16 protein-coding genes and 1 pseudogene are annotated in these 21,951 nt (G+C 45.6%); 3 read left to right on the forward strand and 14 right to left on the reverse strand.

The window, feature by feature from the left end; all coding sequences use genetic code 11:
* The 3 genes and pseudogenes from ABUA34_RS09890 to ABUA34_RS09900 all read right to left on the reverse strand — a co-directional run.
* Positions 1–745: pseudogene (locus tag ABUA34_RS09890) on the reverse strand (5-methyltetrahydropteroyltriglutamate--homocysteine S-methyltransferase); the annotation flags it as partial.
* A gap of 225 nt (positions 746–970) precedes the next feature.
* On the reverse strand, positions 971–2,023 hold the full coding sequence (locus ABUA34_RS09895; RefSeq protein WP_055147439.1) for a LysR family transcriptional regulator: 1,053 nt from the start codon (positions 2,021–2,023) through the stop codon (positions 971–973).
* 4 nt (positions 2,024–2,027) lie between these two features.
* Positions 2,028–2,918: a LysR family transcriptional regulator gene (locus tag ABUA34_RS09900; protein WP_015534579.1), complete on the reverse strand. Its 891-nt coding sequence runs from the start codon at positions 2,916–2,918 to the stop codon at positions 2,028–2,030.
* Positions 2,919–3,121: 203 nt separating this feature from the next.
* On the opposite strand from ABUA34_RS09900, the gene ABUA34_RS09905 reads away from it, so the two are divergent.
* From ABUA34_RS09905 to ABUA34_RS09915, 3 genes are all read left to right on the forward strand, one after another.
* Positions 3,122–3,883: a DUF4866 domain-containing protein gene (locus tag ABUA34_RS09905; RefSeq protein WP_055280157.1), complete on the forward strand. Its 762-nt coding sequence runs from the start codon at positions 3,122–3,124 to the stop codon at positions 3,881–3,883.
* The gene (locus tag ABUA34_RS09910; protein WP_055147433.1) at positions 3,870–5,237 is read left to right on the forward strand and encodes a threonine/serine exporter family protein; all 1,368 of its coding nucleotides are present in this window, start codon (positions 3,870–3,872) and stop codon (positions 5,235–5,237) included. Before ABUA34_RS09905 ends, ABUA34_RS09910 begins: the two co-directional genes overlap by 14 nt.
* Positions 5,238–5,321: 84 nt before the next feature.
* Positions 5,322–5,993: a YoaK family protein gene (locus ABUA34_RS09915; RefSeq protein WP_015534577.1), complete on the forward strand. Its 672-nt coding sequence runs from the start codon at positions 5,322–5,324 to the stop codon at positions 5,991–5,993.
* A gap of 38 nt (positions 5,994–6,031) precedes the next feature.
* On the opposite strand, the gene hydE is transcribed toward ABUA34_RS09915, so the two are convergent.
* From hydE to ABUA34_RS09970, 11 genes are all read right to left on the reverse strand, one after another.
* Complete coding sequence (gene hydE, locus ABUA34_RS09920; protein WP_349823234.1) at positions 6,032–7,207, reverse strand: [FeFe] hydrogenase H-cluster radical SAM maturase HydE; 1,176 nt, start codon at positions 7,205–7,207, stop codon at positions 6,032–6,034.
* Between the two features lie 103 nt (positions 7,208–7,310).
* On the reverse strand, positions 7,311–7,985 hold the full coding sequence (locus tag ABUA34_RS09925; RefSeq protein ID WP_015534575.1) for a YkgJ family cysteine cluster protein: 675 nt from the start codon (positions 7,983–7,985) through the stop codon (positions 7,311–7,313).
* Positions 7,986–8,016: 31 nt separating this feature from the next.
* Complete coding sequence (locus tag ABUA34_RS09930; protein WP_349823235.1) at positions 8,017–10,854, reverse strand: ATP-binding cassette domain-containing protein; 2,838 nt, start codon at positions 10,852–10,854, stop codon at positions 8,017–8,019.
* Between the two features lie 13 nt (positions 10,855–10,867).
* Positions 10,868–11,749, reverse strand: a complete 882-nt coding sequence (locus ABUA34_RS09935; RefSeq protein ID WP_242859614.1) for an energy-coupling factor transporter transmembrane component T — start codon at positions 11,747–11,749, stop codon at positions 10,868–10,870.
* Between the two features lie 59 nt (positions 11,750–11,808).
* Positions 11,809–12,762: a DUF4430 domain-containing protein gene (locus tag ABUA34_RS09940; protein WP_349823236.1), complete on the reverse strand. Its 954-nt coding sequence runs from the start codon at positions 12,760–12,762 to the stop codon at positions 11,809–11,811.
* 4 nt (positions 12,763–12,766) lie between these two features.
* Positions 12,767–14,755, reverse strand: a complete 1,989-nt coding sequence (locus tag ABUA34_RS09945) for a fibronectin type III domain-containing protein (protein WP_349823237.1) — start codon at positions 14,753–14,755, stop codon at positions 12,767–12,769.
* Between the two features lie 846 nt (positions 14,756–15,601).
* Positions 15,602–18,613 (reverse strand): bifunctional diguanylate cyclase/phosphodiesterase, encoded by a 3,012-nt coding sequence (locus ABUA34_RS09950; protein WP_349823238.1) that lies wholly within the window; start codon positions 18,611–18,613, stop codon positions 15,602–15,604.
* A 221-nt stretch (positions 18,614–18,834) separates the two neighbouring features.
* Entirely contained in the window at positions 18,835–19,287 is a 453-nt protein-coding gene (locus ABUA34_RS09955; protein WP_117874395.1) for an acyl-CoA thioesterase, read from the reverse strand.
* A 22-nt stretch (positions 19,288–19,309) separates the two neighbouring features.
* The gene (locus ABUA34_RS09960) at positions 19,310–20,986 is read right to left on the reverse strand and encodes an AMP-binding protein (protein WP_015534572.1); all 1,677 of its coding nucleotides are present in this window, start codon (positions 20,984–20,986) and stop codon (positions 19,310–19,312) included.
* A 426-nt stretch (positions 20,987–21,412) separates the two neighbouring features.
* Positions 21,413–21,571 (reverse strand): hypothetical protein, encoded by a 159-nt coding sequence (locus ABUA34_RS09965; RefSeq protein ID WP_165852775.1) that lies wholly within the window; start codon positions 21,569–21,571, stop codon positions 21,413–21,415.
* An 18-nt stretch (positions 21,572–21,589) separates the two neighbouring features.
* Positions 21,590–21,951, reverse strand: a 362-nt coding sequence (locus tag ABUA34_RS09970) for a [Fe-Fe] hydrogenase large subunit C-terminal domain-containing protein (RefSeq protein ID WP_349823239.1), incomplete at its 5' end; no start/stop codon positions are given.

The raw sequence follows: 21,951 nt of genomic DNA on the forward strand, positions 1-21,951 counted from the left end.
CATCCCTCACATCACCGAAGTATGTCTGGAGAAGTATCTTACAGTCTGCACGATCTGCAAATACCCTGTCATACACCCTGTGGAAAAGTGCCTTATCATCGTCATCCATATCTCTCACCAATGATGGTTCATCAAATTGCAGCCACTCCACATTCTCTTCATCGCACTCGGCGATGAGCTGTCTGTAAGCCTCTGCCACATCATCAGCAAAGTCTTCTGCATTCTTTGATCCCACATATCTGCAGAGCTTAAGCATTGTGTACGGTCCTATAACCACAGGCTTTGTCTTGATCCCCAGTTCCTTGGCCTCCTCGTATTCACCTGTAAGTTTCTCGCAGTCAAGGCTTATCACTGTGTCATCCTCTATCTCCGGAACTATATAATGATAGTTTGTGTTAAACCACTTCTTCATCGCAAGAGCCTTCACATCCCCGGATTCTCCCTGATACCCCCTTGCCATGGCAAAGTACGTGTCAAGCTTTGAGACATTTAGCTCTCTGTATCTCTTTGGCACAATTCCGAGAAGAACTGCTGTATCAAGCACTATATCGTAAAATGAAAAGTCGTTGCATGGAATAAAGCCTATCCCTGCTGCCACCTGTGTCATCCAGTGTCTGTGTCTGAGATCCGCTGCAATTCCTGTAAGCTCCTGCGCCGTTATCTCATGTCTGAAATATTTTTCAGATGCAAATTTTAACTCTCTTAATGTTCCCACCCTTGGAAATCCTATAACCGATGTCTTCATCATATCCTCCTGTAATTTCATGCGTCTGCTCCACAAATTTTCGTAAGGAGGACCCGCTTGCGGGAGATTCCTTGCGTAGTACGCAGACGCCGTGCGAAGCGCCTTTCATGCGTCTGCTCCACATTATATAAAGACATCCCTCACTTGTATAATACATAAAAATATAGCGTGAATATAGTTTTACGCTATATCCGCGCTATATTTATATCTTGTATTCTATGTCAGCTATGTGGCTTTAACCCTTCTCATATGTTCCGCAGCCTTCTCCGTCACATCTCCACAGGCAGGCTCTCCGTCATCCCTCATCTCATTGAAGCGCCCTCTGCGCTGGAGCTTTCTCTGAGGAATTTTTACTGAATCCTCCGGCTCGTCACTGCCAGCCGTGAGATAATTTGCCAACGCACCGAGATAGGTATTTCCAAGTCTGCTGAGGATCGCCTTTCTGTGGACGATATAGCCAATCCTCATATCGCTCTCATCTGCCAGCGGCACCGATATAATGTCCTTGCCGTTCAGCTTTTCATCTATGACACCGCTGCACACAGTATATCCATTCAGGCCTATCAGCAGATTGAACAGTGTCGCTCTATCCCTGACTCTTATATTTTTCTTTCTCTCCGTTGTGGAGAATATTTCCTCCGAGAAGTAAAAAGAGTTGTGCTCCCCCTGCTCAAATGACAGATATGGATACGCCTCCAGTTCTTCATTTGTTATGATATCATTCTTCGCCAATGGATGCTTTCTGCTTATGAACACGTGAGGCTTTGCCACGAACAGCTCATGAAATTCCAGGTCATTTGCCCGGAGGATCTTGTTCAGCACCTTCTCATTGAAGTCATTCATGAACAATATTCCGATCTCGCTTCTCATCCTGGCGACATCATCTATGATCTCATAGGTCTGTGTCTCCCTTATGCTGAAATCATATTCGTCCTGTCCATACCTCTTTATCAGGTCAACAAATGCATTTACCGCAAATGAATAATGCTGGGTGGACACGCAGAAGCTCTTCTTGCCGCCATCGTCCCCCTTGTATTTGTCCTCAAGGACCTTCGCCTGCTCAAGCACCTGTCTCGCATAGCCGAGGAAGACCTCGCCCTCTATGGACGGACTTATTCCCTTATTTGACCTGTTGAATATATTTATCCCCATCTCTTTTTCCAGCTCATGGATGGCATTTGTCAGGCTTGGCTGGGATATATACAGCCGGTTCGCTGCCTCGGTGATCGTGCCCGTATCCGCAACCATCACCACATATCTAAGCTGCTGAAGTGTCATATTCTCACCTGCTTTCTACTATTATTTTCTTGAACTGCTTTGCTGCCTCATTCAGCGGGTGCAGGCAGTCATACACAAGACATACATTCCTGTCCGGAAGCTTTTCCTCAAGTGAAAGCTTTACAACCTCTTTGTTCTTTACTGCCTCCCTCGCCATCAGTTCCGGTATAAATGCAAGTCCAAGCTCACACTTCACAAGTGGCAGTATCTGATCCGTGGTGGCCGCCTCTGTGTCCGGCGCAAGCTCCACGCCATGCTCCCTGAATATTCTGTCGTAGAATCTGAATGTCATAGTCTCCCTGCCTAGACAGATCATAGGATAGTTCCTCATCTCCGCAATGGACAGTTTTTGCTTTTTAAGTGAAGAAAATGTCGTTCCGCCGATAAGTATCTCACGATATGACTGCAGCACGATCTTCTTGAGAGGAGCCTCCACATCAGCCGGAGTTGTAACTACTGCAAAGTCTATACTTCCATTCTTCACTTCATCCACAGCCTGAGGTGTAGAATGGTTGTATATCTTGAGATTTATACCCGGATACGCCATGTGAAATGCCCGCAGTCTGTCCAACAGATATATATTTAACGCCGTCTCACTGACACCTATCGTTATACTTCCGTGAGTGAGATTCTCACCATCTGCCAGCTCATCCTCCGCCGTCAGAAGCTGTGACATTGCAGCCTCCACATATGAATAGAGCTGTTCCCCGTCTCTTGTGAGCTGTACACCCCTGTTTGTCCTGACAAATAGTATCCTTCCAAGCTGCTGCTCCAGGCAGTTCATCGCCCTGGTCACATTTGGCTGACTGTTTCCAAGAACCTTTGCGGCTTTGGTAAAGTTATGATATCTCGCAACATAATAAAATATCTTATAATACTCGAAATTAACGTTCATAATCTATTGTTAGCCACAGACTATATTACATGTCTGCTATACTCCCTTTCTTAAAATTATTTTCCATGCAGCATCCCCGACATATCATTTTGTTATCACTGCCATATCAATTATGATTTTCACTTATTGCTACTCCAATAGTATAATCTAACCAGATTTAAATGACAAGACAGCATTTATCATATGAAAGGATGCGCATATCTATGGAAGAAAAGACCATTTTCCCAAGGGAAGAAAAATCAGAAATATTATTTGAAAAAATCCTCAGGGATCCCTGGGCATGTGAAAAGCTCATGGACACATTCTGTAATTACCTGTTCTGCAATGATGACTTCGACTGCAATCTTTCACCGGAAGAATTTACAAAATCACTGCTCTCAGCTTATCTGGACAGAGATATGTCGGCATTCCTCATGTCCATCTGCAACAATACCATGTTCGATCTGCTAAGGAATTCCTACCTCATCCCATATCGCTTCAACGCCGATGGCAAGACCAATCCTGTCATCATGACCGGTGAGCACGGCGAACTTCTGCCTGAATTCAGAAACTCTGTAAGAGAAAAGGATTATCAGCACTTTCACGATATATACACACATATGACACACAACGAGAATATGTATCTTGCAAAGGCGTACAGATACAGCCATGAATACACTTCTGACAATATGGAAGTCGGACAGAAGATCCTTGAGGAGTGCACTGGAGTCCTGCTCATCAGAGAGCTGCCGGACACGGTAAAGCTCAAGGAAACCGAAGCTGAGGCATACTGTGCTGTGTGGGACATCATGGTTGAACTGGAGAAGAATCTTCCCATGGCATTTGTATTCTACGGTCAGGATACTTTGGACAAACAAGGCATGCGATATGACGAGCTTGGAATATTCCTGCCGGATTCACTGCTCATGAAGAATCTGGAAAGACACGTTGCGAAAGCCGAGGCGATCATATATGCGGAAAAGTAAGAATGCAAAAAACGCAAATGCAGAATCGTACATAGACATTATGGAGAAAAATCACATGGAGATCCCATGGCATGACTACGCCAGTGCCGACAGCAATGTACTCATATGCAAGGCAGGTCTGATTGAAAAGGCTTCTGTCATAGGCAGAGTCGGTCTTATCATGCTCTCATGCGGAACAGGTGCATGGCGTGTCCGTACTTCCATGAACAGGCTTTCCAAAGAACTGGGTGTCACATGTACCGTCGATGTCGGACTCATGTCCATAGAATTCAACTGTTTTGACGGTCACGACTGTGTATCACAGTCCCTGTGCATCGCCAATACAGGCGTGAACACCTCAAAACTCTACAGAATGGAGCAGTTTGTTGACAATTTTCCAAATGAAGAGGCGCATCTGACCGGTGAGGAAATCCATCAGAGACTTGATGAGATAGAAAAAATACATACCTTGTACTCTCCTCTCCGTCTCGGACTTGCCTCTGCCCTCGCTTGCTGTGCCTTCACATTTCTTCTAGGCGGCGGGCCTGTAGAAATGATGCTGGCATTTGTCGCAGCTGGAATTGGAAACCTCATAAGGACAAAGCTTATCAAACACCATTTTACTTTATATATGAACATAGCGGTATCCGTGTCAGCCGCTTGTCTTGTGTACGCACTGCTGCTAAAGGCCGCTGAACTGGCATTCCATATACCCGCCTTCCACGAAGCCGGATATATCTGCTCAATGCTGTTCATCATACCGGGTTTTCCATTCATCACCAGCGGCATAGACCTTTCAAAGCTGGATCTGAGATCAGGACTTGAGAGGCTTACATACTCGATCATCATTGTGCTTGTGGCAACGATGTTCGCATGGATCATGGCGCTTCTGCTGAAGCTTCACCCACAGGATTTTGTAGCACTCGACATAACACCAGGACTTCATCTGGTATTCAGATTGATTGCCAGCTTCTGTGGTGTGTTCGGATTCTCCATCATGTTCAACAGCTCCATACACATGGCCGCCACAGCCGCTGCCATCGGTGCCATAGCCAACACTCTCCGTCTTGAACTGGTAGATCTTGCCGGCATCCCTGCAGCTGCCGCCGCATTTGCCGGAGCCCTCACGGCCGGACTGCTCGCTTCATTCATCAAAAGCACCAACGGTTATCCGCGAATCTCTCTGACAGTCCCATCCATAGTCATCATGGTTCCAGGGCTTTATCTTTATCGTGCAATATACAACTTTGGAATCATGTCACTTTCCGATGCCGTGTCCTGGTTTGCAGCTGCCATCATGATCATCATAGCCCTGCCACTTGGACTGATATTTGCAAGGATCCTGACGGACAAAACCTTCAGGTACTGCACCTGATCCCCAAATGGGGACAGGCACCTCCGTCCCCCAGATGGGATCAGCGCCTGAATGTCAAATCTACAACCAAGGAGTATATGAACCATGAAGTTTTATCCACATAGACAAATGTCAGAATCTTTCATCACTGCGGCCTTCCTGTCAGTATCAGGAGGTCTGCAGGATGCATATACCTATATATTCAGAGGAAAGGTATTTGCAAATGCACAGACAGGCAACATAGTTCTTCTCGGTCAGAATCTTGTAGACCGAAACTGGAGAATGTGTGTACACTATGCCGTTCCTCTATTATTTTTTGCGCTTGGAATTGCTGCTGCCGAGTGTATAAAACAGAAATTTCAGAATATGCAGCAGTTTCACTGGAGACAGATCGTTGTATTGTGTGAGATTTTTCTGCTTCTTATCGTGGGATTTCTTCCCATAAAACTCAATCTTCTCGCAAATGCCATGGTTTCATTTTCATGTGCCATGCAGGTTCAGGCATTCAGGAAGGTCAACGGCTACGCATTTGCCAGCACCATGTGCATTGGAAATATCCGAAGCGGCACAGATGCCCTGTGTGCATACTTCAGAACAAAGGACAGGAACACACTGTTCAAATCCCTATGCTACTGGGCGATCATCCTGCTATTCGGAATCGGTGCCGCTGTGGGCGGTCACTTCATCCGTATATTTGATATGAGGACCATCTGGTTCTCCTGCTGTCTGCTGTTCGTGAGCTTTCTGTTCATGTTCATCAAGGAAGAGAGAGAGTAAAAATGAGCTTACGCGAGTCCTCAAGGAGCAGACGCAGATCAGTAGTCTCCTCTATCGACAACTACCTGGAATCCGAACGCCTCTGCGCGCCTGTCAAGGCAGCCGCGGCACTGAGCTGATTCCTCCCCCGTGCATATCTTGTTGTCGTAGAGCTCGTATTTCTTTCGGACAGACACAGGAGACAGATTCGGCATGACCACATTCGCACCGTGCATAAACCCACGCTCCCTGCCATCCGCCGCTATCGTTCCGAGAGATGTGGTGGATGGTATGAGTGCCTTCGGGAACATCAGTCTCAGCAGGCTTATCATCACCAACGTCTGCCTGACCGTTCCCTGCTTCATCTTCGCAAATGGCGTCTCCTTGTGAGGAACATACGGCCCGATTCCTATCATCTGTGGCTGCAACTTCGCAAGGAAATGCAGATCCTCAGCCAGATTCACCGGCGTCTGATACGGCGATCCCACCATGAATCCGCTTCCCACCTGATATCCAAGACTTTTAAGATCGTACAGACATCCGACTCTGTTGTCATAGCTCATCGAATCCGGGTGTAATCTTTCATAATGCACCCTGTCCGCGGTCTCATGTCTCAGAAGATATCTGTCCGCCCCGGCCATCCGCCACAGCCTGTAAGTCTCATATGGATGCTCGCCAAATGACAGCGTGACAGCACAGTCCGGATATCTCTCCTTGATGCATCTCACAATGTCAGCTATAGCCTCATCCGAAAAGCCTCCGTCCTCGCCTCCCTGAAGCACAAATGTGCGAAATCCCAACACATATCCCTCATCGGCGCAAGCCAGAATCTGATCCTTTGTCAGACGGTATCTGTCAACGTGGCTGTTGCTCTTTCTGATACCGCAGTAGTAGCAATCATTCTTGCAAATGTTCGTAAACTCGATAAGTCCTCTTATATATATCCTGTTGCCAAAACTCTGATGAGCCAGATCGTAAGCCTTCCTTCTGAGATACTCAAAGTCACTAATGCCGTTCTGAAGGTCACTGGAATCACCTGACATCTTCACATTCTGGGGGGATTCTTCCAGACTTTGCCCATCCATCATCTTCATTTTTACATTTGACGCAGCCGTAACATCCTCTATCCGTGACAGCACTTCTATAGCTTCAGCCAGTTCATTGACTCCCGGCAGTTCACCTCTGCCCTGTCCATATTCAAATGTCTTATCTATGATATCTCTAACTTTTCCCATATAAACTCTATACCCTGTTTTTACATTTATAACTCTGTATGATCAAGTGACTTCCGATACAAGGTAAACAAAATTACATCCAGATACTCCATTCCATCCCTTTCTACTCCGTCATACACAGCAGACTCCTAATGTGCGCAAGTCTGGCATCAAACTGATCATAGAAATCCTTCTCCGCATCATACATTCCCACATACATAACCTGCAGCACCAGCATGGTCTGATTTCTCGCTGTCTCATCCTCGCCAGCGCGCATATACTCGATCAAGTTTCTCTGCATGTCCTTCTGGAACTTGTGCCAGTCATTTATATATTTCGTGTACCGCGGCAAGTCCTCTGTATCTATCCATTTCGACACCTTGACCTTAGTCCTGCCCGCGCGCTCACACTCATGTATCTGCAGGATGTATCTGAATCCGTCATCGGTGTAATATCTGCCAAGTGGAAAGAGTCTACAAAAGCCAGGTCTCGCGCTATGGATGCTGCATCTGCCCTCATCGTTTAAGAATGGGCACTTATCCGCCGTCATCCTTATATTTGGAAGCACCAGACCATCCACCACATTGACCTCAAGCTCCTTTTCAAGCAGCTGCGTAAAGTTCTTGCCGGTCTCCTTACAAAGTCTCATCACGTCCAGTGGATCAAGGATGATGGAACTCCCCATCCCTGTGCAGCAGGCATGGCACCCCTTGCACTCATCGCAGTACGCCTTCACCATATCATTCGCATCGTATAATCTTCCATCTGAGATATCTTCCAGTTTCTCATTTCTTATCATAGCAGTAATCCTCAATCATTTTATTATTTGTCTACAGAACACCATACTTGATTCGCACCCTGTCAAGCTTCTCAAGAAATGGTCTTGCCAGCAGCCACAGGAATATCACCGTTGCAGTTCCATGCACCACGTCAAATGGGAATCCCGTCACATATGACGCTATGATCATGCTCCTGTTCACAGCCGGCTGCCAGATTATCAACGACGCCGGATTCATTATTCCGCCGTATATCAGGATACAGATAAGTGCACCGAATATGCACAGTCCAAGCTTTGTCGTGTTCTTTGTCCGCACTCCGCTTTTGGAGAAGAAGAGTCCCGCCATGAACCCCACCAGTCCCATGGCAAACATCTGCCACGGAGTCCACGGGCCCTGCCCCATCAGGAAATTAGACACGAACATGGACATTGCGCCGACCACAAATCCTCCTTCGCAGCCAAATGCCACTCCGGATATGATCACTATGGCCATGGTCGGGCTGAAGTTCGGGAGCATGAAGAATGCCGCCCTGCCCGTGACGGCCAGAGCACACATAACCGCCAATATGACTATATCCCTTACCTTGGGCTTTCTTCCCTCAAATGATACGAAGAACGGGATCATTACCTCTATTATAATCAGCAGAGATATAAAATAATATTTTTTGTCTCCAAGTCTCTCGCATCCAAACCATATCGTAAGTGGAATCACAACGAGCATAGCCACTATACTTAATATCGTTCTCCTGACGGATCTGTGACCGGCAGCTTCCATGACGATATCCTCGTTCTTCTTTTTGGTGACAGGTCTTATAGCAAGGAGCAGCCCCGCTATGGCACATATCATCACTCCATACATAGCCAGATATTTCCATCCCTTTGACGTGATGGTCATCCCTCTCTGCACAAGATCTGCCAGATTGGACTGGGCCATGGTCTGCCAGAAGCAGAATATGATGATCACCGACGTGACAGATATCGTGAGTATCTGCCACCATTTCAGGGGATCCGTCTCCCGCTCCTTCGTCAGCACAATATCTCTGGTTATTTCAGCGTCAGGAATCCTGTTATCATCATCCACATCTGCATCTTCACATCTGGGCTCACGTGAGTCACCACCAGAGCTGCCTTCCCCTCCGGCTTCGCTGTCAGAAACGCCATATGCCCTCAATATGTCGGTCACAGTAACAGCACCATGAAGTATTCCCTGGGAGATCCTTGCCGCCGCAGTGGTGAAGAAATTGTTGCCCGCCAGATATTCCTGTACGCCGTTCACTGTGGCAAGCTCGCCATCGAACAGCAGCGCTATGCGGTCTCCCGCCACAGCGCAGAATTCCACATCATGGCTCACCACCACTATGGTCTTGCCATGTCGCTGCAGATCTCTGAGCATACACTTGAGTTCTGCCTTAAACCCATTATCAAGCCCCTTTGTCGGCTCATCCATGAGCAGAATATCAGGATCATACAGAAGTACCTTTGCAAGTGCCAGCCTCTGCTTCTCTCCTCCTGACAAATCGTAAGGATGTCTGTCCATCAAATGCTCCAGCTTACAGAACCTCACTATGTCCACCAGCTTTTTTCTGTCACTTGCGTCCACCAGTTCTTCCCGTACAGAACGTCTTGTGAAAAGAAGCTCCGGGTTCTGTGGGAGCATGCCCACACTTTTACCCTGTTTTATCTTTATTCTTCCACGGTACGGCTTATTTACCCCCGCTATCAGGGAGAGCAACGTCGACTTGCCGCATCCGTTGCTTCCATTTATCATGAGTATCTCATTCTCGTATATGTCAAGATCCAGACCGCGAAGTACTTCCTGCGAACCCTTGTCGTATCTGAAGTGAACCTCATCTATCCTGACTGCCCAGGACTTGTCCTGACGATTCGCAATTTTTCTTGTATTTTCTACAGCACCATGGTCAGTTTTCTGACCATCTGCCTCCCTAGCATCCCCTTCATCCACCAGCACATACCCAGGCGCAACCTCATGCCCCGATTCCCTGTACTTACTGTCAAACTGTGACAACCAGTTTCGCCCCTCCGCTACGGTCACCGGAGATTCATCCGAGCCATCAAGCCCCAGATACACCTGGACAGCCGCCGGCATGGAGAGATACAATCCATTTCTGTTTATACCTTTTTCCTTTAACCTCTGTCCTTCATTTTTCAGAGTGGCAGCTACCTCCTTGACAGTTCCCTGACACAGCACTGTGCCTTCATCCATGACCACCGCTCTGCTGCACACCGGAAGCACCTCCTCCAGCCTATGCTCAGTCATGATGATGGTCGTGCCAAGCTCCCTGTTGATTCTCACAAGACATGCTATGAATTCATTCGCAGCTATCGGATCGAGCTGGCTGGTTGGTTCATCCAGTATCAGCACCTCCGGAGACAGAGCCATGACCGACGCAAGATTCACCATCTGCTTCTGTCCGCCAGACAGCTCTGCGACACGCCTGTGGAATATCCCGGATAACCCGAAGAATGAACACATCTCCGCAACGCGTCGTCTGATATATCCATTATCGTATCCCAGACTCTCCAATCCAAATGCCAGCTCATGCCACACTTTATCAGTGACAAGCTGTGCATCGACATCCTGCTGTACAAATCCGATCTGCCTTGCTGATGTCCGGTCATCCATCTCCTCCAGGCTTCTTCCTTTGAACTCTATCTTCCCGGACGATCTTCCGTGAGGAGCGATACTTGTCTTCAACTGCCTAAGAAGTGTGGTCTTTCCACATCCGGAACTTCCCAATATGACCACGAATTCCCCCTGTCCCACTGATAGTGTCACATTTTTCAATGCATCAGGCAAATATCTCTCGCCCGAATCATCATTGCTATCGGGATATGCAAATGTCAGTTCTTTTATATCTAATATATTCACCGCTTCTCCTTTGTCACATTTTGCGAATCTTAAAATTTTCTTTTGCCTGCATATATATTGGAACACATATAAGACATACATACACTACATACATACTTACAGTAAGTGTACCACTTATACTTCCTCTTATAGACGGATAATACCAGAACGCAAATCCTCCGCACACACTGCCGGCCAGCACATACAATCCACACACAAGTATAAATGCAAGCGCTTTAGTATCACTTTTTCTAAATATATACAGTGAATATGCAGATCTTCCGGAAAGTCCATATCCCCTTGATCTCATACTGTCTGCAGTGACAAGCGCCCGTTCAAGAGCCCAGGTTACAACGGCAGAAAACACATGGCAGCCCGTTCTAATTCTCACAAAATGCGAACCTTTTGGTTTGTATCCAGATGCCCTCTGAGCTCTGTACACCTTTCCAAACTGTCCTGATATGTCCGGAATAAACCTCAGTGTCATGGAAAGTATCAGTGACAACACTGGCGCCGCCTTGCCGAACAGATACACCATCTTGTCCGATGATATAACGCAGTTAAAGCACGAAAACCAGCATATCACTGTCACCAGCATAAACGCAGCCATGATTCCATACATTATAGACTCCAATGTCAACGGATTTCCAGACGGAAAATATGTGAGTATCGTCACTCCCTGATGGCTGAACGCCGGGTTGATGAGCGCCGTCAGCAATATAAGTGGGATCATATATTTTATATTAGTCCTGAAGCCATCATATCCCCTAAGCAATACCGAATACACAAATGCCCCTATAAAAGACATGCCCAGGCAAACCGGATGGGTAAATGCCAGGGCATATCCTATAGTGAATATAAAGTATACCAGATTGACTATAGGGTGATATGTGGAAAATGAATCCTGTCTTTTCACAATTATATTTTTATCTCCTATCAATCACTATGTCCAGTACCCATGTCTCAGCGAATCTGTCAATGCATCTCGGATCCAACATCTGCTCCCAGGTCACATGTATAGAGCCATTTTATCACATCTCCCTGCTTGAGTTCATAGCTTGAACAGCCATAATTCGGGAACCAGCCATTTACCGAGTACATCCAGCCTGAGCCATCACCACAGTCAAATTCATACAGATTGTGAATTCCTTCTATATAATAACTTCCATACATAGGCGTCCATGAATATTCAAGCTGTATACCATAATCCCTGCACACCGACTTAAGCACTTCGAATACTGTGTCCCCCTCCTCAAATGTGGCAGTCACAGTTCCCAGAATGACACCATCATCAGGTACATAGTCCTTTTTCTCCGGTCTTAGCAGTTCCAGATTGTCAAATATTGTGGAACATCCTATTGATATAGTGCAACTGTAGGTTTTCTTCGGCGCCTCAGTTGTATTCTCTGTGGTTGCCTTTGTCGTGGCAGAAGAATCAGCAGTTGTCTTATCCGGTTTCCGCTTTTCCGTAGTCGCCGTGGTCCCCGGCTTATTCTCCGTTGTTTTTTGAGACTCCGTGGTGGTATTCTTCTTTGTAGTAGCCTCCGTCTTCTTCTCCGTGGTTGTCTCAGTATTTCGCTCCGTCACATTCTCCGATGTGCTCTCAGCGGAAGTCTGATATTCTGTTTCCGATGTATCAGAATCCGAATGAGTTCCTGAGGAGGTATCGGTTACAGAACTGTCTGATTTCTTTTTCCTGTCATTCCCTGCATCAGTATTTTCCTCTGTCGCACTCTTCGTTGTCTCCGTCAGTTCCGCACCGCCTACAGCTTCAGTTGTGACTCCCTCTTCGGTCTTTTCCAGCTTGAAACCTCTGGCTCCCGGCGCATTTCCCCCGTACCAGAAAGCCCACACTAGGATCAGCAGAACAATCACAGCTCCACCTATGTGTTTCTTATATTTCTTTACAAATCCTTTGATCTTATCCATATACCTACTTCTTTCGGATCACAACGTTTACACTCTTGCTCCATGCTCCGTAATAATAAGTCTTTCCAACCTTCTTGAATCCCTGAACTCTGACATAATACCGCTTTCCCGCCTTGAGTCCGCTCAACGTCACATTTGTCTTCTTGTTTACCGATGCCCTGTACACCTTGACATTCTTTTTAAATGTCTTATCCGTGGAATACATCACCCTGTAACCCGAAGCACTCGCATTTTTTTTATAAGTCACAGTGCACTTTTTCTTCACCGTTGACTTTATCTTTGTTATCTTTTCCTGATTGACCCTGTATATTGTCTGGGTCGTATACGTAGCCTCCCCGCCACTTCCAACAGGCTTAACTGCATAGATATATTTCTTGCCATTTGCAACCTTCCGGTCAGTGTAGCTCAGAGATTTTGTGGTGGCCACAGTCGTCCAATTCTTTGCATTTCCAACCTTTCTGAGCACCACATATCTGTCAGCCCGTGCCGCTTTCTTCCACTTTACTGTTATGCCTGCTGCTCCATTACCCGCCGACACACTCGTCTTAGCCGGCGCAGCCATCTTTATGACAAATGTCTTGCTGGCTGAGCCCTTGAATATTCCCTTGCCGGTCACCACTACCTTTGCTGAATTGCCAATATTGACATTGTTCTGATATGAAATGGTGTAATCCACGCCATCCTTAAGCACTCTGTCACCAATCTTCACCGTCACGCCCGGCTTCTTGGCCTTGCCGTCGTACACATACGTGCTGGTGCTGAGTTTCACATCCGCTGTCGCCACGGATCGGATATATAATGGCTTTACATCAGACATATCATACAGTGTGTTCTTTCCTTTTTTGAATCTGTCATAGGCAGCCAGAGCATATCCTGCCTGCTGCGAAGCCATTCCATTTACAACCAGTTCTCCATTCTGATTTGCCGCATGCGCAAATCCACCGGCACTTGCAACATAGAATTCCATCAAAGCATCCAGCACAGAATGTCCATTTTTGACAAATGCCTCATCTGTTCCGGCATCCCTGCCTATATCAAGCAATCCACATATCACCTGCGCACAGCTCTCAGAATTCACAGTTCCCCATGAAGCAAATCCACCATCAGCCTTCTGCAGCCCCGACATTACATCAAGCGCCCTGTCAACCGCCGTCTTAACCTCTGTGTTAGACTTGTAATACGGCGCAAGTGCCTGAATTGTCATACCTGTCATATCCGGGTCAGCATTACTACCAGAAAATGCCCAACCACCACTAGAAAGCTCCCGTCCAAGGATATATTCAACAAGTCCTTCTCTTGTCGTCTGAACACCGTCACTTCCATCCGGAAGCTTCGGAATATCATAACCTACCGTGTCAAATGCAATCAACGCAAACACCGGGCCATTGATTCCCTGTGTTGTTACATAATTCATATCGGCCAATGGCTCAAGCAGATTGTATCCACCAACATCTGTGGCATCAGCGCCAATCGCAGTTAAGGCCAGTATTACCCTGGAATTATCCGTACCCTTATACTGCTTTTTATCGAGCTTCAGAGAACCTGTCTCCTCAACACATGACTGAACATATTTCACAATATTGTCATAGTATTCTCCATACCATGCCTCATCCTCATAACCGCATCTGGCAAGAGTCATCACATTCCACTCAGCCTCATACTGTGGATCATCCGCAGTCTTCCTCAGATATACAAGAGTATTGCCAAGGGCCTGTGTGTAATCAACCATAGCCACATCTGCAGTTTCCTCTGTCGCAGTTCCTGTCACCGGATCCGTCTCGTCATTCGTCGCTGTAGATACTGCTGGATTCGTCATATCGTCTGGCACTGTGTATATCGTAGAATCTGTTACACCATCCGACTCTGCATATATCGTAGAATCCGTTACATCAGCCGCCGCATACACGTTCACAGCATTTCCTGTTGTTTCCGTGAACATAACCATTGCCATCGTGCACATCGCCATACACACAGCAAAAATTCTTCTCTTCATAATCGTGTCTCCTTTCACATTATTCCGAGTGGATATATAGCAAGCGATCTGACTTGCCAGAGTCTATGCTCTGCATACAGTAATGGCTGTTGCGACGGATTCTCACCGCACTTCTCTTCTTACTGAGCACACCTCGTTTACAACATCCTCCCAGGCACCATAAGCTTCCTTATACGCCCAGTCCGCAATGTGTGTGGTATGTCTCATTCGCCGGAATTCTCCGGGACTATACACCCAACATATTATATTGTCACAATTACCCCAATCTTATCAACGCTCATGTTCTATGTCAACCTGAAGCAAGCAAGTCAAAGAGCACAAAATTTTATCTTTTTTGCAAAAAAATTCCTGAAATAACACAAATTTCCAGGAATTGTATCTTTTAGCCATTTTTAAACTCATTTAGATACAATTTTCTCCCAAACAAGCCAAAATCCACCAAAAAGAACACAATTTTAAATTTTTTCAAAATGCAATCCTCAAAGCCGGCCACAACGTAAGACCCGCTTGGTAATATATATATCCGACAATCGGTAGCGCAGACGTCTGTGCTTCGATGGTGCTTGCTGGTGCGCAGATCCGCCGACGTCCAGCCCCGAGACCTCAATAGCACCAATGAAGTCAGAAGGCCGGCCCATGTATGTGAGGGGGGTACTGTGATATCTGCAATCGGTAGCGCGGACTACCGAGCTTCGATGCTTCCTGCCGAGGTGTAAGCAGCAACGCCCTTATCGCTGCTGGAACCGAGTGCATATGGAAGTAAATCGAAGCGACAGTAGTCAAGCGTGATTGAAGATACCACAGTACCCCCTCACTAATGGGCCAGCCTTCGTCCGTCGTCCATCCTCACAACAATTTCTTAAAATCCTCCAGACAAACCGGTCTGGAGAAATGATATCCCTGATAGTAAGTGGAACCATACCTATGAAGATAATCGAACAGTGCCTTGTCCTCGACACCTTCAATGCAGCTCTTGTATCCGAGTTCATGTGCACAGGACACAACCGCCTGTACAAGGACCTGATTAGGCTTGCTCTCCTGTATTCCCCTGACAAATGACATATCGACCTTAAGCTCATCTATCGGTAATTCCGTGAGCAGATTTAGGGTAGCATTTCCCGTTCCAAAATCATCGATAGCGATCTTTATTCCAAGTTTCCTGAAATATTCCAGCTCATTTTTCAGAAATGCTATATCCATATTCTTACATCTCTCTGTGAGCTCTATGCACAAATACTCAGGAGGGAACTTCGTCTTTTTTAATATATCCACAACAGCCTGCCTGAATCCATGATTCTCAAGCTGAGTCGCTGATATATTGACATTCACCACAAAATCAGGTCTGATCTTGCGAACCTCCATACCATCCGTGAGTGCCTGCTCTATTATCCAGTTGCCAAGTTCAAAGAAACACGGCTCCATCTCAAGCCACGGTATAAATATTCCCGGTGGAACCACTCCAAATTCCTTGTGTTTCCATCTGAGAAGAGCCTCCATACCTACTATGTGTCCTGTCTCGGAATTTGCTATAGGCTGATAGCACATGAAAAAGCCTTCCATGTTGTTTGCCACACATTTGTGTATTGTGCTGTACAGCTGCAGTCTCATTCTATCATTGTCCTTGATCTCCTCATTGAAGAATACAAGTTCACCATGATGATCCTCCTTGGATCTCTCCAGGGCATATTCCACACTGCTCTTTATCACGTCCTCATCGGCTCCTACATGGTCATATATCAGACCACCTCCGTACAATTTAAGCGGGATCGATGTGCCATTCAGACCTACATTGTCAAGTGCAAGATTCTGTACATGTCTGTATACCTCTTTGAGTTCCTGTTTGGTATACACGTTTGAACAAATCGCAAATTTTGCACCGTCAAGTCTGAACACGAGTCCCTTTCCACCGACGACATTTTTGAGCTTTGTGGCAAAATCCTTAAGAACAGCATTGCCATATGCATATCCATACATCATATTGATACTGTTGAACATGGATATTCCTATTGCCAGAATGCTCATCGTCTGCTTGTTTCTCAAATGTATTGATATATACTTGGTATACTCATGCTGATTGTGCAGGTTAGTCACCGGATCAACCCCATCTATGACACCGTGGTTTATGACAGTGCCCACAAAGAACTCCGGATCACCATTTTCTTTCTTGGTGATGAAACCTCTGCAGGTGCAGACCACATATTCACCATTTTTGTTTCTCATTCTATATTCTACATCATGATACTTTTTGCGCCCCGCAAATACCTCTGTAATATCCTGTTCAAATATTGCTCTGTCATCTGGATGTATAAGCTTCTCCCACACTTTCTGTGTATCATATATGTATTGCCCCGGAAGCCCAAAGTAATCCACCGCACTTGCAGACCATTTTGTAACATTCGTATCGAGATCATCCATAAATATATAATTTCTGAGTGTTGTAGCTGCAAAGGCATCAAATATCCTGTCTGTCTTTCCAAGATTCCTGTAATGCGGGACTCCATCCTTTGTAGTTCCTACAGCTATATTCGCCTCATTCTCCACGCTCTCGCGCCTCTTGACCTCAGGATGCTTCGAATAGAATCTCTTCTTATCCTCATACATCAGTCTTTCGGCTTCGTTCATTATCTTGTCTATGGAATCAGCCTCAGCCTTCCAGACTGCGCCAAACGCAACCGGAGCCTCCTCCTGCTCATCAATTACCTCTTTATATCTGGCGATCATTGAGTTAAACGACTGCTCAGCAATATCCATAATGATGACAACAAATTCATCGCCACTTATCCTGTAACATGCATTTTCGCCAAAATGCTGTGCCAACATCTGCGATACCCTCTGAAGATATAGATCTCCTTCTTTATGTCCATAATGATCATTCACATACTTCAATTTGTTCACATCGTTGAATACGAATCCGACCGACCGCTTATCATTTCGGTCTGCATACGCGTCGCACAGAATGTTAAATGCATTTCTATTGCCGAGACGAGTGAGTGTATCCTTGTAACTGTAAAATTCCAACAGCTCCTGTTTCTCTATGCTCTCAGAATACTCCTCATGTATATCCCTCGTATAAAGATAGAATACCTTATTGTCATCTCTATAGTCAGCAGTAGGTATGACCTCTGTCATCACCCATCTGTACACCATATCCATTTTACGCTTATATCTAATGGTAAATCTGTCATGTCCATTTGCAAAATATTTTATGAGGAACTCAGGAGACAGGCACTTTCTTACCCTGTCCACATCGTCAGGGAATATCTCACCCCCCATAGTCATGTCTTTCATGTAATCTCCAAGGCAGTCATGCTTAACCTCATCTCTGCTTCTTATATATCCGCCTCTCAATGTCTCGCAAATATTGTGCGTCACATCAATCCTGAATATACGCCTGTATACCCTTGTCAGTGTCCTGAGACTATCCTCCAGCACCAGGGTGTCAAGGCTGACTGCCCTCATGCCGAACACAACCCATTGTCCGTCCTCTCTCGGCTCTTTCTCAGCTTCTATATCCATGGAAACCCACTCATAGTCCTCGCCAAGTCTCAATCTGAACCTGAAATTACGCACGATGGATCTGGCTCCGGCTTCTATGAGTGCTTTGACATGCTTCATATCACACATATATGCAAATTCTCTGACTTCATCAGGATGACAGCAGTCCAGTCCTTTGTTATCCTTAAAATAGGAAGATACGTCAGAGGTACTTTTATAATTATCTACATTCTTGTCCACACTGATAACACTCACATACTCCCCAGTATCAATGTTGACCAGCGCCAGTTTCACATAATTATCATATAATATGTTCTGTACATGTTCTTTGTAGTATTGTTTATCAAGTGATACTTCTTTCAAAAGATCCCTCCTTGCAGCAGCATCCAGCCTGCCATATATTCCCACGCAACCGTTTCCATTATAGCATTTACGCCATAATATAAAAAGGATGTTTTAACTAATTACATGTCTAAATAGATAAAAATAGCTGATAAAAAAGTTACACAAACAATTTTACCAGCTATTAATAACCATCAATTAATACAATATTAAATTATTTATACACCAGACAACAGCTCTGTTTATTTGCTCTGACGTTTCTTGTAATCCTCAAGCAGCTCCTTAAACAGCTTATCATGCTCAGGATATGCCTTTCTGATGAACACAAGCTTGTTGTTGCCATCCAGCAGACAATGTGAGCTTGTGCAAAGTGTTCTAAGCTCGCCTGTCTTCTTGTCCACGACCTCATACGAAAACCCTACCCGGACACCTGTATACTCCGAAAGACTGACATGTATCAGCACATCATCGCCGAAGTGGCACATACTCTTATACTCAGCCGTCACACCAAGCACAGGAATTATATATCCGTCATCCTCTATAGACTTGTAATCCCAGCCTATCTGCTTCATCCAGTCCAGCCTTGCCTCCTCGATCCATCTGATGTAATTGGAGTGGTGTACTATCTGCATCCTGTCCGTCTCATAATAATAAACCGATCTATCATATGGCTTGATCTTACTCATATCTATCATTTTTCTTCACCTGATTTCTGACTTACTTCCAGTCCTTTTCCTTGATCTCAACACGTCTTACCTTGCCGCTGATGGTCTTTGGCATCTCATCAACGAACTCGATAACTCTAGGTCTCTTGTAGCTTGCGATGTTCTCTTTAAAGTATCTCTTGAGCTCCTTCTTGAGGTTCTCATCGCCAACTGTACCCTCTGTGAGAACGATAGTGGCCTTTATTGCCTGACCTCTTGTGCTGTCAGGTACTGATGTAACTGCACACTCAAGGACATAAGGTATTCTCATGATCTCATTCTCTATCTCGAAAGGTCCTACTCTGTAGCCTGCAACCTTGATGATATCATCCACACGTCCAACGAACCAGAAATATCCATCCTCATCCTGGTAAGCCGTATCACCTGTGTGATAGAAGCCGTCATGCATAACCTCGGCTGTTCTCTGTGGATCCCTGTAGTACTCCATGAACAGTCCGTCCGGCGCACCGTCTGCGATGTTGATGACGATCTCACCTGTCTCACCAGGTGCAGCAAATGTTCCGTCTGCCTTCATGATCCTCACGTCATACATTGGGCTTGCCTTACCCATTGATCCCGGTCTTGGAGTAGTATTCTCAAGGTTACCAATGGTAAGAGTCGTCTCTGTCTGACCAAATCCTTCATATATAGTGAATCCTGTCTTCTCCTTGAATACGTCAAATACCTCAGGGTTAAGTGCCTCACCCGCTGTTGTACAGTATCTGAGGGATGAGAGGTTGTACTTACTCATATCCATACGGATAAGGATTCTGTACAGTGTTGGAGGTGCACAGAATGTTGAGATATTGTACTTCTCTATAAGCTTGAATATAGTGTCCGCACTGAATGTATCAAAGTCAAATACGAATACGCATGCCTCGCACAGCCACTGTCCGTAGAGCTTGCCCCAGAGAGCCTTACCCCAGCCTGTATCTGAAACTGTGAGATGAACCTCACCAGGTTTGTTGCAGTGCCAGTATTTTGCTGTGATGTAATGTCCAAGTGGATACAGATGATTGTGTGCAACCATCTTTGGATGCTCTGTTGTTCCCGATGTGAACATGACGAACAGTATATCATCCTTTCCCCCTACGGCATCCTCGCCTGTAGGTCTTGGAAACTCGGTGCTGCACTCCATGATTCCCTCATCGAAGAAGTTCCAGCCTTCTACTGGATGATTTACAACGATCTTTGTCAGCTTGTCATCAGCAAATGTATCTATGGACGCCGTGATTCCGTCATCTGATGTACACACAACCGCTGATACGCCTGCTGCCTCAATTCTATACTGATAATCTGTTGCCTTTAATATATTTGTCGCCGGTATAGCTATGGCACCGATCTTGTGGAGAGCCATCATGGTGAACCAATACTGATAATGTCTCTTTAACACGAGCATTACCTTGTCACCCTTCCTGATGCCCAGGCTCTTGAAGTAATTGGCTGCCCTGTTGGAATAATCCTTGATATCCTGGAATGTGAATTTCTTCTCGATCGTTCTATCCTTTGATACATAGATGAGCGCTGTCTGATCAGGCTTCCTCTCTGCCAGAGCATCCATTACGTCGTATGCGAAGTTGAAATTCTCGCTGTTGGTGAACTCAATCTTGCTGAGAACTCCATTCTCATCAAGAGCTGACCTCACAAACTTTCCTGCTATTCCCTGCTCTGGTCTCATTTCTGTTGACATGTTAATTTCCTCCATAAACTATAAGTTCTGATAATATATATGGTAAAACGGCTTTTCCGCCTTTTAACGCCGGCGATACATGCCGTTTTTTATCACATTATGTATTAACTTAGTATAAAAAGTCTTCTAAGTTCGTATTTCTATCTAGCAATCAAAATAAACATTACTTTAATTTGCGTTTTCAATTAACTTTACATGTAGTTTCGATTACTACATCCATATATTATCATATCTCTTTGTCATGTCAACAGAAAAATAAAAGTTTTAATTTATTTTCACATATTGGTATTACATTTTGACTGCACAGTTTTTCCCTCAATCCATAAAAATAAGGCGTGCAGCAATGAATCCCCCCGGATAAGTCCAGTTTCATCTCCATCGCTGCACACCTTAATTTTCTTATTATTTCATTATATATCACAGTCTCTACTGATCCTGTACCTGCTTGGAATCCTGTGTCTGCTGCCGGCTGTCCCACTGAAGCTTCTTCTTACGCATCTGTGACTTGTATACAAGTATCGCCGTAACCACCGATACGCACACAAATATAAGCACACATATCACAAATATCAAAACTGTTGTCATGTCTTTGTCCTCCATGCACTAATCTCTCACCATATCAATCTTGTCTGCTCCCTGCTTCTCAAGATTCTCTGTGATGTTGATATCTGTAGAATTATCAAGGGCTGCCTTTCTGTCACGCATCGCCATGTTCGGATCCCTGTGTCTTGAAGGGCCGCCCACGCAGCCACCTTCACACGCCATACCTTCCATGAAGTCATCCTGGAATCTGTTGAACTTCATGAGAGTCAGTGCCTTCTTACATGCATCTATTCCATCGCATTTGCACACCTTAACCTCGTCCTCGCAGCCGAGCTCCTTCATGCTCTCTATGACTGCCGCTGTAACTCCGCCTGCATTTGCAAATTTCTTGCCGAACAGTGTGGACTGGTCGTTATCTTCAG

The organism is Coprococcus sp. RTP21428st1_C9_RTP21428_210409, from assembly GCF_040227395.1.
Taxonomy (GTDB): domain Bacteria; phylum Bacillota; class Clostridia; order Lachnospirales; family Lachnospiraceae; genus Coprococcus; species Coprococcus aceti.